Source organism: Xanthomonas sp. NCPPB 1638 (assembly GCF_041475635.2).
Lineage (GTDB): Bacteria > Pseudomonadota > Gammaproteobacteria > Xanthomonadales > Xanthomonadaceae > Xanthomonas > Xanthomonas cucurbitae.
In genome coordinates, this window is the sequence record NZ_CM192984.1 from 4,120,404 (window position 1) to 4,135,494 (window position 15,091).

15 protein-coding genes are annotated in these 15,091 nt (G+C 67.6%); 7 read left to right on the forward strand and 8 right to left on the reverse strand.

Going from position 1 to position 15,091, the window contains the following annotated elements; genetic code table 11:
* Positions 1–57: 57 nt before the first annotated feature.
* The 5 genes from ACCQ13_RS17830 to ACCQ13_RS17850 all read left to right on the forward strand — a co-directional run bounded on the left by ACCQ13_RS17830 (position 58) and on the right by ACCQ13_RS17850 (position 4,759).
* Positions 58–531 (forward strand): hypothetical protein, encoded by a 474-nt coding sequence (locus ACCQ13_RS17830; protein WP_159407684.1) that lies wholly within the window; start codon positions 58–60, stop codon positions 529–531.
* On the forward strand, positions 524–2,257 hold the full coding sequence (locus tag ACCQ13_RS17835; protein ID WP_159407685.1) for an ATP-binding response regulator: 1,734 nt from the start codon (positions 524–526) through the stop codon (positions 2,255–2,257). Before ACCQ13_RS17830 ends, ACCQ13_RS17835 begins: the two co-directional genes overlap by 8 nt.
* Complete coding sequence (locus ACCQ13_RS17840; protein ID WP_159407686.1) at positions 2,241–3,086, forward strand: alpha/beta hydrolase; 846 nt, start codon at positions 2,241–2,243, stop codon at positions 3,084–3,086. Before ACCQ13_RS17835 ends, ACCQ13_RS17840 begins: the two co-directional genes overlap by 17 nt.
* Before the next feature lie 133 nt (positions 3,087–3,219).
* Positions 3,220–3,780, forward strand: coding sequence for a DUF1415 domain-containing protein (locus tag ACCQ13_RS17845; protein WP_104602863.1), 561 nt, complete (start codon positions 3,220–3,222; stop codon positions 3,778–3,780).
* A gap of 172 nt (positions 3,781–3,952) precedes the next feature.
* Positions 3,953–4,759, forward strand: a complete 807-nt coding sequence (locus ACCQ13_RS17850) for an SDR family oxidoreductase (protein WP_159408034.1) — start codon at positions 3,953–3,955, stop codon at positions 4,757–4,759.
* 185 nt (positions 4,760–4,944) lie between these two features.
* Here ACCQ13_RS17850 and ACCQ13_RS17855 read toward each other — a convergent pair whose 3' ends face one another.
* Both ACCQ13_RS17855 and ACCQ13_RS17860 read right to left on the reverse strand, forming a co-directional pair.
* A complete protein-coding gene (locus tag ACCQ13_RS17855) occupies positions 4,945–5,658 on the reverse strand; it encodes a pseudouridine synthase (RefSeq protein WP_104602861.1) in 714 nt (237 codons plus the stop codon).
* On the reverse strand, positions 5,655–6,722 hold the full coding sequence (locus tag ACCQ13_RS17860; protein WP_159407687.1) for a class I SAM-dependent methyltransferase: 1,068 nt from the start codon (positions 6,720–6,722) through the stop codon (positions 5,655–5,657). The genes ACCQ13_RS17855 and ACCQ13_RS17860 overlap by 4 nt, the downstream gene beginning before the upstream one ends.
* 145 nt (positions 6,723–6,867) lie before the next feature.
* On the opposite strand from ACCQ13_RS17860, the gene ACCQ13_RS17865 reads away from it, so the two are divergent.
* Positions 6,868–7,128, forward strand: coding sequence for a hypothetical protein (locus tag ACCQ13_RS17865; protein WP_104602859.1), 261 nt, complete (start codon positions 6,868–6,870; stop codon positions 7,126–7,128).
* A gap of 72 nt (positions 7,129–7,200) precedes the next feature.
* On the opposite strand, the gene ACCQ13_RS17870 is transcribed toward ACCQ13_RS17865, so the two are convergent.
* From ACCQ13_RS17870 to ACCQ13_RS17885, 4 genes are all read right to left on the reverse strand, one after another.
* The gene (locus ACCQ13_RS17870; protein WP_159407688.1) at positions 7,201–8,538 is read right to left on the reverse strand and encodes a PQQ-dependent sugar dehydrogenase; all 1,338 of its coding nucleotides are present in this window, start codon (positions 8,536–8,538) and stop codon (positions 7,201–7,203) included.
* Positions 8,539–8,744: 206 nt separating this feature from the next.
* Positions 8,745–10,778: a PAS domain-containing hybrid sensor histidine kinase/response regulator gene (locus ACCQ13_RS17875; protein ID WP_159407689.1), complete on the reverse strand. Its 2,034-nt coding sequence runs from the start codon at positions 10,776–10,778 to the stop codon at positions 8,745–8,747.
* Positions 10,779–10,924: 146 nt separating this feature from the next.
* Positions 10,925–11,215: a hypothetical protein gene (locus ACCQ13_RS17880; RefSeq protein WP_159407690.1), complete on the reverse strand. Its 291-nt coding sequence runs from the start codon at positions 11,213–11,215 to the stop codon at positions 10,925–10,927.
* A complete protein-coding gene (locus tag ACCQ13_RS17885; protein ID WP_167526960.1) occupies positions 11,202–11,648 on the reverse strand; it encodes a hypothetical protein in 447 nt (148 codons plus the stop codon). Before ACCQ13_RS17885 ends, ACCQ13_RS17880 begins: the two co-directional genes overlap by 14 nt.
* Before the next feature lie 259 nt (positions 11,649–11,907).
* Here ACCQ13_RS17885 and ACCQ13_RS17890 point away from each other — a divergent pair, with 259 nt between their 5' ends.
* Positions 11,908–12,489 (forward strand): DUF3016 domain-containing protein, encoded by a 582-nt coding sequence (locus ACCQ13_RS17890; RefSeq protein ID WP_159407691.1) that lies wholly within the window; start codon positions 11,908–11,910, stop codon positions 12,487–12,489.
* 148 nt (positions 12,490–12,637) lie between these two features.
* Here the strand turns inward: ACCQ13_RS17890 and alr are convergent, their stop codons facing one another.
* Both alr and ACCQ13_RS17900 read right to left on the reverse strand, forming a co-directional pair.
* A complete protein-coding gene (gene alr / locus ACCQ13_RS17895; RefSeq protein WP_159407692.1) occupies positions 12,638–13,738 on the reverse strand; it encodes an alanine racemase in 1,101 nt (366 codons plus the stop codon).
* Positions 13,738–15,027, reverse strand: coding sequence for a D-amino acid dehydrogenase (locus ACCQ13_RS17900; RefSeq protein ID WP_159407693.1), 1,290 nt, complete (start codon positions 15,025–15,027; stop codon positions 13,738–13,740). The genes alr and ACCQ13_RS17900 overlap by 1 nt, the downstream gene beginning before the upstream one ends.
* Positions 15,028–15,091: the final 64 nt, after the last annotated feature.

Sequence of the window (15,091 nt, forward strand, 5' to 3'; positions counted from 1 at the left end):
GTGCCACGGCCAGCTGCGTGCATGCCGCGCACCGGGCTGCGGGTGTAGCGGCCCGCAATGCGCGCCCTGCTCGCCAGCCTGTTGCATCGTCTACGTCTGCACGCCGTGCGGCAGGCAGACGCGCGTGCGCCGGGCACCACGGCAGCAACGCAGCAGGCGAACGCGCAGCCGCAGATTGCAACCGGATCGACGCTGCACTGCATGGCCGGCCTGGACCCGGGCGAGGCGGCCGCCTTCGCCGATGCCTTCGCGGCGGAGATCGACCGCGCCATCGCACAGTGCACGCTGGGCGATGCCACCACCAGCAAGGCGCAGGCGCTGGAACAGATCCACTCGCTGAAGAACACCCTCTCGCTGACCGGCTCACCGCAATTGCTCAAGGCCTGCGACCAACTGCGCGACGAGGTGGAGCACGACGCCTTGAGTGACGCGCTTGTGCCCCGCTTCACTGCGGTAGCCACTGCCGCCGGTCTACTGGTCAGGCAGTACCGGCTCAGCCTTCCTCTCGACGACGCGAAGCCTCATGCCTAGTCCTTCCCACCGCGCAGCGCCTGGGTTGATCCCTGCGGCCAGACAATTGCGCAGCGACCGGCTGGTGCGGCTGCTGGAGTCGTTCCTGGAGTACCGCGCTTGCGTCGGCCGCGTGGTCGTGCAGACCGTGGTGATGCTGTGGTGTCTTGGCTGGCTGTACGGGCCGCAGCCGGTGCTGGTCAAGGACGCGCACGCGGTGTTCCCGACCGCGGTGACCTTGTGGATCATCGCATTGGTCTGGATGGTACTGGTGCGGCGCAAGCGTGTGCCGCAGGGAGAATGGCTGGATGCGGCGGGCTTTGCGATGAGCCTGCTGTTCATCGGTCTGCAGACCTCGCTGGCCTTCATCCTGTTGATGTCGTTGAATGCGTTCCTGCCGTTCATCACCATCGCCGCGGTGGCGCGCTACGGGCAACGCGCCACCGTCCCGGTCCTGGTCAGTACCTTCGTGCTGATGCTGGTGACCGCACCGGCGGGCTACTGGCTGTCGCGGCCGGCGTATTTCGTCTACGCCGTGGCGCTGAGCCTGGTGTTGCCGCTGCTGGTGTCGCGCATCGTCATCGCCATGCAGGAAGTGACCTTGCAGGCGCTCGCTTCTCGCGATGCGCAGAGCCGCTTCATCAGCACGATGAACCACGAGCTGCGCACGCCGTTGAACGCCGTCATCAACTGCGCCCAGCTGATCGATACCGATACCCTGTCGGCCGAACAGCGCGACCTGATTCAGGCGGTGACGGTCAATGCCGCCGCCCTGCGCCACCGCGTCAACGAAGTCCTGGACGTGGCCGGCATCGACGGCGGGCACCTGCAACTGCAGAGCAAGCCATTGAACATGCTGGACGTGCTGACCACCGTCAAAGCGGTCTGCGCGAGCGCCGCCTCCACCAAGGGGGTATCGCTGAGCGTGCGCATGCAGGCGGCGCAGACGCCCTACCTGCTGGGCGACGAAGGCCGCATCGAACAGGTCATCACCAACCTGGTGGTCAATGCGATCAAGTTCACCCCGGCCGGCGGCGCAGTGGAGCTGTTGATCGAGGCAACCCTGGCCGACGAACGCTGGCTGGTCGAGGCGACCGTCACCGATACCGGCATCGGCGTGCCCGACGACAGGAAGGCCTACATCTTCACCCCGTTCACCCAGCTCAGCACCGGCTTCAGCCGTGCCGAGGGCGGTGTCGGGCTTGGCCTGTACATCGCCTTGTCGGTATCCGATGCGATGGGCGGCAGTTTGACGGTGAACGACAACCCGGCCGGCGGCAGCATCTTCCGCTGGATCTTCGAGCTGCCGGCCGCTGCGGCCAACAGCAGCCGCACGCGCGATTTGCGCGATGCGCTGGCAGAGCACGCACGCACGGTACCGCCGCTGCACTGCCTGGTGTTCGAGGACATGGACACCAACCGCCTGGTGATCGGCAACCTGCTGACCCGCGCAGGGCACCGGGTGAGCTTTCATGCCGATGGCAGCGACGCGGTGGAGCGCATCGCCCGCGCCGCGCCAGACATCATCTTCCTCGACCTGCACATGCCGGGCACCTCCGGCTGGGATGCGCTGGGACAGGCAGGCGATGCGATCGGCACGTTGCCGCCGATCATCGTGCTGACCGCCGACACCCGCAGCGATTCGATGCGCAAGGCCGCGGCAATCGGTGCGGCAGGCTATCTGTCCAAGCCGATCAACGCGTACGAACTGCTCGCGCTGCTTGCCCAGCATGCCGGGAAACGCTAGCCCAGGGCTGAAACCAGGCAATGCGGCGCGCTGTCACTGGCGCACCGCAGCGCCGGTACGCAGCGACCTGGCGTTGCTGTACCTGCATGGGTTTTCCGCAAGCCCTGGCGAGGCCGGCGCGCTACCCGAACGGATGGCCGATGCGCTGGACGCCAATGGCTACGTGCACCGCTGGCCGGGACATGGACAACACGCCGCCGATGCCTTGGCCGGACTCACCCCGGCCGCGATGCAGGCCTCGGCGCTGCAGGCGCTCGGCCAGGCGCAGCGCATGGGGGAACGCGTGGCCATTGTCGGCTCGTCGCTGGGTGGCACGCTGGCGCTGTGGCTGGCCGCACAGTGCCCCGCGCAGGTGGCGGCGGTGGTGGCATGGTCGCCCGGCATCCGGCCTGTCAATGCCGGCTTGCTGGATCGGCTGTGCGAGGCGCAGGCGCCGGTGACCGACCCCTACCCGCGCAACGAGGCCGTCCAGGCATTCTGGTCGGACACCCTGCACCCGGATGGCTTTCGCACGCTGCGTGGCCTGCTCGACCTGTTTGCAGCCTCTCCGCCGTGGCCGCAGGTGCGCTGCCCGGTCATGCTGGGCTATTACCGCGCGCCCAACGGCGACGAAGACCCGATCTCCTCGGTGCCGGCGATGCTGAGCATGTTCGACGCACTGGGCACGCCGCCAGCGCGCAAGCAGGCCATCGCCTTCGCCAGCGGCGCGCATGCCATCGGCTCGCCGCACAAATCCCCGATGGCCGAGCAAGTAGCGCACGCATCGGTGCAATTCCTGCGCACGCAGCTGTGTACCGACGCCGCGGGCACGGCCAACCACCGCAACTGACCGTGCGCCCTGCAGCGGCGCTGCCGCGCAGCCGACGCCCTGCGTTGCGTCACCGGCAACACCGCAACAGTGGCATCGGCGGCCCTGCCGGCAGCGATCGCATACACTGGCGCGCCATCACGCCGCCGCCACGATGACCACCACGCCCGCCCTGCCCGACCCCCTGGCCGCCACCCGCAGCTGGATCGAGCGCGCGGTGATCGGGCTCAACCTGTGCCCGTTCGCCAAGGCGGTCTACGTCAAGGAACAGGTGCGCCTGGTGCTCAGCGATGCCAGCACGCCCGAAGCGCTGCTGGAGCAACTGGTCGAAGAACTGGTGCTGCTGCGCGACACCCCGGCCGAGCGGATCGACACCACGCTGATCGTGCATCCGGACGTACTGACCGACTTCCTGGACTACAACGACTTCCTCGACAACGCCGATGCCGCAGTGGGCGCGCTGGATCTGCAAGGCGTGCTGCAGGTGGCCAGCTTCCACCCCGATTACCAGTTCGCCGGCGCTGCGCCGGGGGATGTGGCCAACTTCACCAACCGCTCGCCCTTCCCCACCCTGCACCTGCTGCGCGAAGACAGCGTGGAGCGTGCAGTGGCCGCGTTCCCGGACCCGGACGTCATTGTCGAACGCAATATCCAGACGCTGGAACGCCTGGGCCACAGTGGCTGGGAACGCGTTCTGAACGGTGCCGAGCACTGAGCGTTCGACGCGCTGGCGTGCCGCAGCGATCGACCACGCGCATGAGTGTTCGGCGACAGTTGCAGCGCAGGCCGAGCGCAGGCAACACCTGCGTGCACATGTACGCAATGTTGCTGCGACGCTGACAGCCTGGGCGCTACAGTGCCGCATCCCCTGGAAACCTGCGCGTGCCATTGCCCTGACTCCCGGCGTTTCCGCATGGAACCCCTCCCCCTTGCAGGACCGCGTGATCGTCGTCACCGGTGGTGCGCAAGGCATCGGGCGCGGCATTGCGCAGGCCGTCCTGGGTGCGGGCGGCACCGTGGTGATCGGCGATCTCGACAGCGATGCCGGCAACGCCTGTCTGCAGGACTGGGCACTGCCGCGACGCAGTGCCTTCGTGCGGTGCGATGCCGCGCGCCAGGCGCAGGCTGCGCGCTTGATCGCCACCACGCTCAAGCGCTTCGGCAGACTCGATGGCCTGGTCAATAACGCCGGTGTAGCCGACCCGCACATCGCGCCCTTGCCGCAGCTGGAATGGGACCAGTGGAATGCCCGCCTCTCCAGCCTGCACGCGGCATTTCTGTGCAGCAAACAGGCCTTGCCTGCGTTGACCCAGGCCGATGGTGGCGGCGCGATCGTCAACATCGCCTCCACCCGCGCCTGGCAGTCGGAGCCGCATAGCGAAGCCTATGCGGCCGCGAAAGGCGGGCTGGTGGCCTTTACCCATGCGCTGGCGCTGAGCGAAGGCCCGCAGGTACGCGTCAACAGCATCAGCCCGGGATGGATCAGTACCGATGCCTGGCGTGCACCGCAGCGCCGGCGCGCACCCAAGCTATCGCGACGCGACCATGCGCAGCATCCGGTCGGGCGTGTGGGGACACCGGAAGATATCGCGCAGCTGGCGGTGTATCTGCTGTCGCCGCGGCTGTCCGGGTTTGTCACCGGGCAGGATTTCGTCGTCGACGGCGGCATGTCGCGCAAGATGCAGTACGTGTGAGGACATGCGCTCGCGTGCGGATGCCTTCGCGCGCGTTCGGAACCGATATGGGTGCGGTTGGCCAGGCAATCCTTCGATGTGCGCCGGGTGTTGTTCATGCGAAGAGTGATGGGTGTCGGTTGCGTCGTACCCTCACCCCAACCCCTCTCCCGCCGGGAGAGGGGCTTTGTTGGTCGCGTGCTCGGTCATGCGGTGGCTTCGCGGCCGAACAGCACCTGCAGGTCGGCCGCCTGCAGCGCGCGCCATTGCCCGGACGGCAGCGTCTCCAGCGACAAGCCGCCGATGCGGCTGCGATGCAACGTCACCACATGGTTGCCGACGGCCGCAAACATGCGCCGCACCTGGTGGTAGCGGCCTTCGTGCAGGGTCAGGCTCGCCTGGCGTGGTCCAAGCACCTCCAGTTCGGCTGGCAGCAACGGCTTGGTCTCGCCTTCCAGCAGCAACGTGCCACTGGAAAACAGCGCCGCTTCGTCGCCACGCAGGTCCTCGGCCAGGGTGATTTCGTACACCTTGTCGAGTGCGGATCTGGGCGAAATGATCCGGTGCAGCAGCGCGCCGTCGTCGGTCATCAGCAGCATGCCGCTGGTCTCGCGGTCCAGCCGGCCAACCGGCGCCAGCACCGGTGCGCGCAGGCGGAAGCGCGGCGGCAACAGCTCATAGATCAGCCGGCCGGTGTCCTTGGTCGAACAGGTGTAGCCGCCGGGCTTGTGCAACAGCAGACTGAAACCCGGCGGCGGATCCAGCGGTTCGCCATCGATGCGGATGGCGTCATGCTCCACCTGATCGTCGGCATACAGCACCTCGCCCTGCGCGTCGGTGATGGCGCCCTGGCGGAACAGCTGGGTCACCTGCTTGCGGCTGCCATAGCCCAGGTTGGCGATGTGCTTGACCAGCTTCATGCGCGCGCTCCACGGCCGCGGGTGGCGGCGATCAGCTTGAAGCCGTCGCGCTCGGCGGCCACGCGCACCTGGCCGAAGCTCTCGTTGAGGATCTGTTCGTAGGGCAGATGCCGGTTGGCCACCAGCAACAACTGCCCTCCCGGACGCAGCGCCTGCGCGGCCACGGCGATGAAGCGCTGCCCGATGTCGGGGCGATCGGCGCGCGACGGTGTGTGGAACGGCGGGTTGCTGACGATGAAATCGTACTGGGCCGCCAGCCCGGCAGTGACGTCGCGCCAGTGATAGTGCAGCTGCGCCGAGTGCGGGCTGTCCTGCAGGTTGCGCCGTGCCAGATCCAGCGCGCGCGCCTCCGCTTCGTACAGGTCCAATGCGGTGACCTTGGGGCAACGCGCCAGCACTTCGGCCGACAGGTAACCGAAGCCCGCTCCCAGGTCGGCGCCATGCCCGGCCAGCGTGGGCGGCAGATGCTCGACCAGCAGCGCCGATGCCGGATCGATGCGATCCCAGGCGAACACGCCCGGGCGGCTGATGAAACGCCCGTCGACGATCTTGCGCGGGGCATCCAGCGCGGCCCAGCGCGCCTGCAACGCGACATCGGTGGCGGCCGGCAGCGGTGCGGTCCAGTAGCTGCGGCAGTGATACTTGGTCAGGCTGCCGGCCAGGCCGCAGAGCTGGCGCAGATCGGCCTCGCCGGAGCGCGCGCCCTCGTTGTTGGACTGGCAGGCCACCACGCGTCCGCCGGGTGCGGTCAACGCCACCGCCCGCGCGAACAGCGCGCGCGCTTCGTCGCGCTGACGCGGCGGCAATACCAGCACCAGCGCATAGCGGGTGCTGTCGGCCTCGATCTGGCGCTCTTCACGCACCTGCCAGCCGCTGTGCTCCAGCGCCTGCGCGAACGGGCGAAAACTCTGTTCGCAGATCAGCGTGTCGGCGGTGGCATGCTCGCGCAGCACCACGCCATCGCGGGCACGCAGGAACAGCACCGGACCTTGCGGCCATGGCAGCGCGCCCTGGGCGAACGGCAGGAACAGGGCTTGAAGCGGAGCATCGTGCGGGCCAGCCATTGGATCATCGGGTCGGGAACAGGCCGCCATTGTAAGGGACCGGCGCCGTCGGCCCAGTTGCCCTTCCAATGTGTATACGGACTATTGATGCGCTCGCAACATCTGCCCACCTAGGCTGCAGGCACGCCCACAGTGGAGAGACACGATGCGTGCATTGTTCGTAGGTGGAGTTGTCGACAACAGCGAAATGGACCTGGACGACGCTCCGCCGCCGATGCATTACCCCGAAAATACCGGCGCCGGCAGGCCTCGCTACCGCCTGCACCAGGTGGGCGAGCGTGCCGATGGCAGCCTGGCCTATGCGGTGTACGGCGCCCCGGAAATGGCCGATGACGACATCGTGCGTATCACCGAGGAACGTGGCTACGCGCGGCGTTTCAGTGCGTCACCGGAGTTGCCGCGCTGAGCGCATGTGCCAACGAACTGGCGCCCATGCACCGCGCGCATGGCATGCGTTCTGCCAGCGCGCGCGGCATGCTCAACGCGGCTTGGGCGTCGCCCGCCAGATCACATTGCCAACATCGTCGGCCACCAGTAGCGCACCGGCATTGTCGAGTGCTACGCCCACCGGACGCCCTTGCGCATTGCCTTCGGCATCCAGGAAACCATCCAGCACGGTGATCGGTGTCCCGCTGGGCTTGCCGTCGATGAAGGGGACGAACAGCACCTTGTAGCCACTCGGCGGGTCGCGGTTCCACGAACCATGCTGGCCGATGAAGGCGCCCTGGCGAAAGCGCTCCGGCAGCAGCGTGCCAGCAGCGAAGGCCAGGCCCAGTGAGGCGGTGTGCGGACCCAGTGCATAGTCCGGTTTGATCGCCCTGGCCACCAGTTCGGCATTCTGCGGCTTCACCCGCTCGTCCACATGCTGCCCGTAATAACTGTACGGCCAGCCATAGAAGCCGCCATCGCGCACCGAGGTCAGGTAGTCGGGTACCAGATCGCTGCCGATCTCGTCGCGCTCGTTGACCACGGTCCACAGCGTCTTGCGCTGCGGCTCCCAGGCGGTACCAACCGGATTGCGCAAGCCGCTGGCAAATACGCGACTGCTGCCGGTAGCCGGGTCGATCTCCAGGATGGCGGCGCGATTGAGTTCGGCCTCCATGCCGTGTTCGGCCACGTTGCTGTTGGATCCCACGCCCACGTACAGCTTGCTGCCATCGGGACTGGCCAGCAACGACTTGGTCCAATGGTGGTTCAGCCCGCCGGGCAGGTTGGCTACGAAGGTCGGCTTGGCGGTGATATGCGTGTCGCCGGGCTTGTAGGGGAAGCTCACCAGCGCATCGGCGTTGGCCACGTAGAAGCGGTCGCCGACCAGCGCCATGCCGAACGGCGAATACAGGCCGCTGATGAACTGGGTCCGCACTTCGGCCACGCCATCGCCATCGGCATCGCGCAGCAAGGTGATGCGGTTGGCACTGGGCACCACCGCGCCGGCCTTCTTCATCACCACGCCCTGCACCTTCTTGCGCAGTCCACCGCCCTCGTCGGCATTCTCGGGCTTGGGTGGCCCGGCGGTTTCGGCCACCAGCACATCGCCATTGGGCAGCACATACAGCCAGCGCGGGTGGTCCAGGTCGCGCGCGAAGGCATTGACCTGCAGATCGGCAGCCGCCGTCGGCCTGGCATCGGCGGCCCAGCGCTTGACCGGCGCAATCTTGACCGTGGGAATCAGCCACTTTACCGGCTCGGGCAATTGCGGGTTGGGGCCGGTGCCCTGTTCGATGGCCAAGGTGGCGGTATCGCCGCAACCGGCAAGGACGGCCACAGCCAGCAGCGGCAACGGCCAACGGACGAACGAGCACAGTGATGCAGTCATTGCGGCGGATCCTGAACAGTTGCGGCAGCGGACCATCATGCCGCCAACCGCGCGCAGAGAAGTAAACGCCTCGTCAATACCGGCCCGGCTCGCTTTGACGTATCGGGCGCTCCCCGCCAGACCAGTGACCGTGAACGGGGCGGCAACCACCCGCGATCCGTGCGCCTGTCGCCATCAGTCCACGCGGTGCCCAAGCCGTGCCGGCATCACTCCAGCCGTTCGCGCGCCGCGCGCACCGCGGTCACCAGCTGCGCCACGCTATACGGCTTGGCCAGATGTTCCTGGAATCCCGATTCCAGCGCGCGCTTGCGGTCGTCATCGCGGGCCAGCGCGGTCACCGCCACCGCCGGCAGCGCATGCGCATCCAGCCCCAGGTTGTCGCGCACGGTACGGATCAACCCATAACCATCCATGCCCGGCATGCCGATGTCGGTGAGCATCGCATCGAAGCGCGCGTGGCCGTGATGATCGATCAACGCCAGCGCATCGGTGGCGCTGCCGGCAGTGACGACCTCGGCACCCTGCTCTTCGAGCAGGCGGCGCAGGTAATCGAGCATATCCGGCTGATCCTCCACCGCCAGCAGGCGCAGGCCGTTGAGCGCGCGCGCTTCGACGATCTGCTCGGACATCAGGCGACGACGCAGCTCGCGTCGCGGGCGTTTGCCCTGGTCGGGCGCATGTTCGGGCAGGCGCACGGTGAAGATGGCGCCCTTGCCGCGGCCGCCGCTGCTGGCGCTGACCTGGCCGCCATGCATTTCCACCAGCTGTTGCACGATTGCCAGCCCCAGGCCCAGGCCGCCGTGCTGGCGCGTGGTGGTGCCATCGGCCTGCCGGAAGCGGCCGAACAGATGCGGCAGGAATTCGGCGGCGATGCCGTCGCCGGAATCGCGCACCGCCACCCGCAGATGGCCGTCGTCGCGCTCGATGCTGACATCGATACGGCCATGCGCCGGGGTGAACTTGATCGCATTGGAGAGCAGGTTCCACAGCACCTGCTGCAGCCGCGTGGCATCGCCCAGCACCAGGCACGGTGTGGACGGCGCATGCAGTTGCAGCACCTGGTCCTTGCCCTGGACAGCCAGTTCCTGGGTCGTGAGCGCTTCGCGCACCTGCTCCACCAGATCCAGCGACTCGACTTCCAGTTGCACCTTGCCCAGCAACATGCTGCTGAGATCGAGCATGTCCGAGATCAGCCGCTTCTGCGCGCGTGCGCTGCTGGCGATCACCGACAAACCCTTGTAGTTGGGATGCCCTTCCTCGACCCGCTGCAGCAGCAACTCGCTCCAGCCCAGGATGGTGGTCAGCGGGGTGCGCAACTCGTGCGACAGGGTCGCCAGGAATTCGTCCTTCAGCCGGGCCATGCTCTCGGCTTCGTTGCGTGCGCTGCGCTCGGATTCAAGCAATTGCTCGCGGGCCAGTTCGATCTCGCGCTGCTCGGTCACGTCCGGGCTGCTGCCGGCCAGGCCGATGAAGCGCCCATCGGCCGAATAGCGCGGCGTGGCAGTCATCTCGATCCAGCGCCACTGGCCATCGTGGCGGCGCGCGCGCACCAGAGCGCGCAGGCCGCGTTGTTCTTCCAGCGCGGCCGACAATTCGAACTGGAAGATCGGCAGGTCGTCCGGATGCAACAGGTCGCTCCACGCCGACACCGTGCCGCTGGAAATGTCCAGGCCGAAGAATTCGCCATAGGCGCTGTTGACGAAGCGCACCACGCCCTGCGCATCCAGCACCCAGACCGGCATCGGCAGGCCATCGGCCAACGCGCTGAAGCGTGCCTCGCTTTCGGCTAGCTCGCGCTCCACGCGCTTACGCTCGGTGATGTCCATGAACAACACCGCCACCCGTGCCTGCTCCGTGCGGCCCACCCGGAATGCATCCACCGAATACCAACGTCGCAGCGCCTTGGCCTGCATCTCGAAATGGATGCGGTTGCCGGTGCGGGCGACCTGCCCGTACCTGTCGAACCATTCCTGCTCATGGTCGGGGAGCAGGTTCCGAATGGAGACGTCGACCGCGTTCTCCAGCCCGGTGTAGCGCTCGAACGCTGCGTTTGTGTTGCGGATCAGGTAGTCAACCGCGCGATCGCCTTCGAACACCAGGTCGATGACGCAAAAGCCGGCATCGATATTGTGGAAGATCTCGTGATACATCCCCGGGTCGAGGCAGGATTGACCACTGGCGGCCGGCAACGCGACGGCCAGCTCGGGGCTAAGGCTAGGGGTGCTCAAGTCGGGGACCACGGGTGCTGCCGGAGCGGATGACGGAAAGATCAAACCACGGCCGATGTCGTCAGCGGGTGCACACGCTGGCGGCCGAGGTCACACATGCGCCCTGACCGGCCGCAGGCATTCCCGGACCAGCACCAACGCTGCAAGCCTGCGCGGTTTCACCACAACGTTGCCGACGCCAGCGCGATGCAGGCTGCCAGCAGCACGATGCCGCCCACCACGCCGCGAAATACCCACTCACCCTCGCGGCGCAGCTGTTCGTCCATCCAGCGCTGGGCTTCCTCGCGCCAGGCGGTGGATCGCGCGTAGTCGGCATCCAGCAGCAGCACCCGTACCCGGCTCAGACCCAGCTCGGCGCATTCGCTGCGACAGCGCTGGCTGAATGCGTCGTCGGGCGGGGTCACCTGCGCGCCCAACGGCAGGTCCAATTCCAGTTCATGCCTGGACATAGCGCGGTCGCTCCTGATCAAGCTCATTTTCCAGCGCCATTCGCGCCAGTTGGGTGTAGTTGGCACGCGGCCCTTGGCCGCGCCCGGTCAGCATGCCCTGGTAATCCAGGCCCTGCCAGACCCGCCCGGTCCACTCCACGCAATCTTCGGCAATCACCAGCATCAACGAATAGCGGTAGTCCACCCCGGTCGCGCTGGAATACGCATAGACCGGCGGAAACTGCACTGCGACATCGACCTGACGGCCGAGTGCCGCCAGGTGGTCGCGCAGCGCGGTGCGCGCGTCCGCGTCGGGAGCCAGTTGCAGTGGCCGGGTGGCCAGGTCCAGATCCACCTCACTCTGCAAGGCGACAAAGGCCGCCGCGCCGGTGACCGGGTTGTGCCCGTGCTGTTTTGCCCAATCGATGAACTGTAGACGGACATCTGCCGGCATGTGGCCAGGCGGCGAGCCGACGGATTTTGTGCGGTGGGGGTGGGTGTCCATGTTGGCGATCTTCCTGGCCTGACCGTGAAGCGCGAGCGCAGGCGCGGTGAACTCGCCGTCACGGGTGTGAACGCTCGCGCACGGCGCCGGCCATTAACCGCACGGCAACGCCGCGCCGGCCGGAACCACGCCACGCGTTGCGAGCAACGCATTGCATCCCCACACTGCAATCGTCACGGTACGCGGTTTACCAGCCTGGAGGCCTTGCATGAAAACGTCCCATGTTGCCGCCCATGTCCTGTTGCTGGTTGGTCTGCTCACTGCTGCTGGCGCCGGCGCGCAGACCGGCGCCCGCTCCGTCACCGACCCGCAGGCGCCGCGCGCGTTGAGCAGCGACGGCCGGGTGGACGTGCGCTGGGCAGACCCTGCTCAATTCTCCGAGATGCGCTTCAGCGGCAACCGCTGGGAAGCGCAACGCGGTGACTGGGTGACGCAGCTGGCAACACATTTCCGGCGAAGTGCCGCACGCCGGCTGCCGGCGGGCCAGCACCTGAGCGTGACCATCACCGATATCCGCCGTGCGGGCCAGTACGAGCCCTGGCACGGCCCACGCATGCAGGACGTGCGCGTGGTCAGGGAAATTTATCCGCCACGCCTGAGCTTCCACTACACCTTGACCGATGCCAATGGACGGGTGATCGACCAGGGCGAACGCAAGCTGGTGGACGCCGCCTTCCTGATGAGTGGCCCGCGCCTGACCGACAGCGATCCGCTGCGGTTCGAGAAGGCGATGATCGACGACTGGGTGCGCAAGCAGTTTCGCGGGGATCGCAGGACTGCCGGGTTGTGAGCTGCCGCGTAAAGCCCCTCTTCCCTCGGGGCGGGAGCGCACAGCGTGCGCGCCACAGACGCGTGTGCCCTGGAGCGCCTGCGCCGCAGGCGCGGGCCGAGGTGTGGAGCGAGGGTTGGGGTGAGGGTACGGGACAAGAGCGATACACCTACCGCGCTGCAACCTCGCCCGACGCCGCTTCGCCCACATACACCCTCGGCACCCGCTTCAGACCACACAGCAGCTGATACGCGCTGACATTGCAGTGCGCCGCCAACGCGCCGGGCCGTGGTGCATCGCCCCACAGCTGCACCGGCGTGCCGATATCCGCCTGCGGATGGTCGGTCAGATCCACCGTGAGCATGTCCATGGAAACCCGCCCGATCAGCGGGCAGACCTGGCCGTCCACCAGCACCGGGGTGCCATTGGGCGCGAACTGCGGGTAACCGTCGGCATAGCCCATCGCCACCACGCCCACGCGGGTGGGCCGCTGCGCCACGAAGCGGGCGCCGTAGCCCACCGGTTCGCCGGCCGGCAGCTCGCGCACCGAGATGATCCGCGAGCGCAACGTCATCACCGGGCGCAGTTGCACGGTATTTTCGGTGTCGTGCGGAAATGGATTGGCGCCGTACAGCATCAGGCCCGGGCGCGACCAGTCGTTGCGCAACGCCGGCCAGCCGAGCAGGCCGGGCGAATTGCGAATGCTGGTTTCCGCACGCATGCCGCCAGCGGTGAGCGCGAAGGCCACCGCCTGTTCGTCGGTGCGGCTGCACTCCAGTTCGTCGGCGCGCGCCAGGTGGGTCATCAACACCACCGAGGCGATCTGCGGCAGCCCGCGCAAACGCAGCCAGGCGGCGCGGAAATCCTCCGGCGACAGGCCAAGCCGGTGCATGCCGCTGTCCAGCTTCAACCAGATGCGCAGCGGCTGCGGGCTCTGGAACCCGGCCAGCGCGCGCACCTGCTGCGAGGTGGACACCACCGTCCACAGGTCGTGCTCGGCGATCAGGCGCAGCTCGTCCTGTTCGAAAAAGCCTTCCAGCAGCAGGATCGGCGCACGGATGCCGGCCTGGCGCAGTTCCAGCGCTTCTTCGATGCAGGCCACCGCAAAGCCGTCGGCTTCCGGCTCCAGTGCCTGCGCGCAGCGCACCGCACCGTGCCCGTAGGCATCGGCCTTCACCACCGCCAGCGCCTTGCTGCCGCCCAGTTGCTTGGCCAGCCGATAGTTGTGACGCAACGCGTCCAGGTCGATCAACGCTTGCGCAGGACGCACTACGCGGCCTCCCGCTGCGGGCGCGCAGTGCGCGGCGACAGGTAGCGGAACACGTCCAGCCCTTCGGTATCGATCTCGGGCGTACGGCCCTGCATCAGATCGGCCAGGTAGCGCCCGGAGCCGCAGGCCATGGTCCAGCCCAGCGTGCCGTGGCCGGTGTTGAGGAACAGGTTGGCGAACGGGGTGGCGCCCACCACCGGGGTGCCGTCCGGCGTGGCCGGGCGCAGGCCGGTCCAGAACTCGGCCTGGGCCAGATCACCGCCGCCGGGATACAGGTCGTTGACCACCATTTCCAGCGTGGCGCGGCGACGCGGATTCAGCGACAGGTCGAAGCCGGCCACCTCGGCCATGCCGCCGACGCGGATGCGGTCGTCGAAGCGGGTCAGCGCGATCTTGTAGCTTTCGTCCAGCACCGTGGAGGTCGGCGCCCGCTGCGCATCGCGGATCGGAATCGTCAGCGAGTACCCCTTCAGCGGATACACCGGCAAGTGCAGGCCCAGCGACAACAGCATGTCGGCCGAATAGCTGCCCAGCGCCAGCACGTAGCGGTCGGCGGTCTCGCTGCGGCCATCGATCTGCACGCCGGTGATCTCGCCGCCAGCGTGCTGCAGCCGCTCGATCTGCTGCCCGTAACGGAACTGCACCCCGGCCTGCGCGGCCAGTTCGGCCAGGCGCTGGGTGAACAGCCGGCAGTCGCCGGTCTGGTCTTCGGGCAGGCGCAGGGCACCGGCCATCTGCGCACCGCCGCCGGCCAGGCCGGGTTCGTACTGGGCGATCTGCGCCGGGCCCAGCAGTTCGTACGGCACGCCGTACTGGGCCAATATCTCGATGTCCTGCGCGGCGGCGTCCAGCTGCTGCTGGGTGCGGAACAGCTGGGTGGTGCCGAGCTGGCGGCCTTCGAATTGGATGCCGGTGTCGGCACGCAAGGCATTGAGGCAGTCGCGGCTGTAGTCGGACATGCGCACCATGCGCGCCTTGTTCACCGCATAACGCTCGGCGGTGCAGTTGCGCAGCATCTGGCTCAGCCACGCCAGCTGGCGCAGGTCGCGGGTGGGGCGGATCGACAGCGGCGCGTGCTGTTCGAATAGCCACTTCACTGCCTTGCCGGGCACGCCGGGGGCGGCCCACGGCGAGGTGTAGCCGAACGACAGCTGGCCGGCATTGGCGTAGCTGGTCTCCAGCGCCGCCGCCGGTTGGCGGTCGATGACGGTGACCTCGCAGCCGGCCTGGGCCAGATACCACGCGCTGGTGGTGCCGATGACGCCGCTACCGAGAATGAGCACCCGCATGTCGCTCTCCTGAAAGGGTATTCCCCCACAACCAGGCGCTGCGGGAGACAGTTAGACGCAGTAT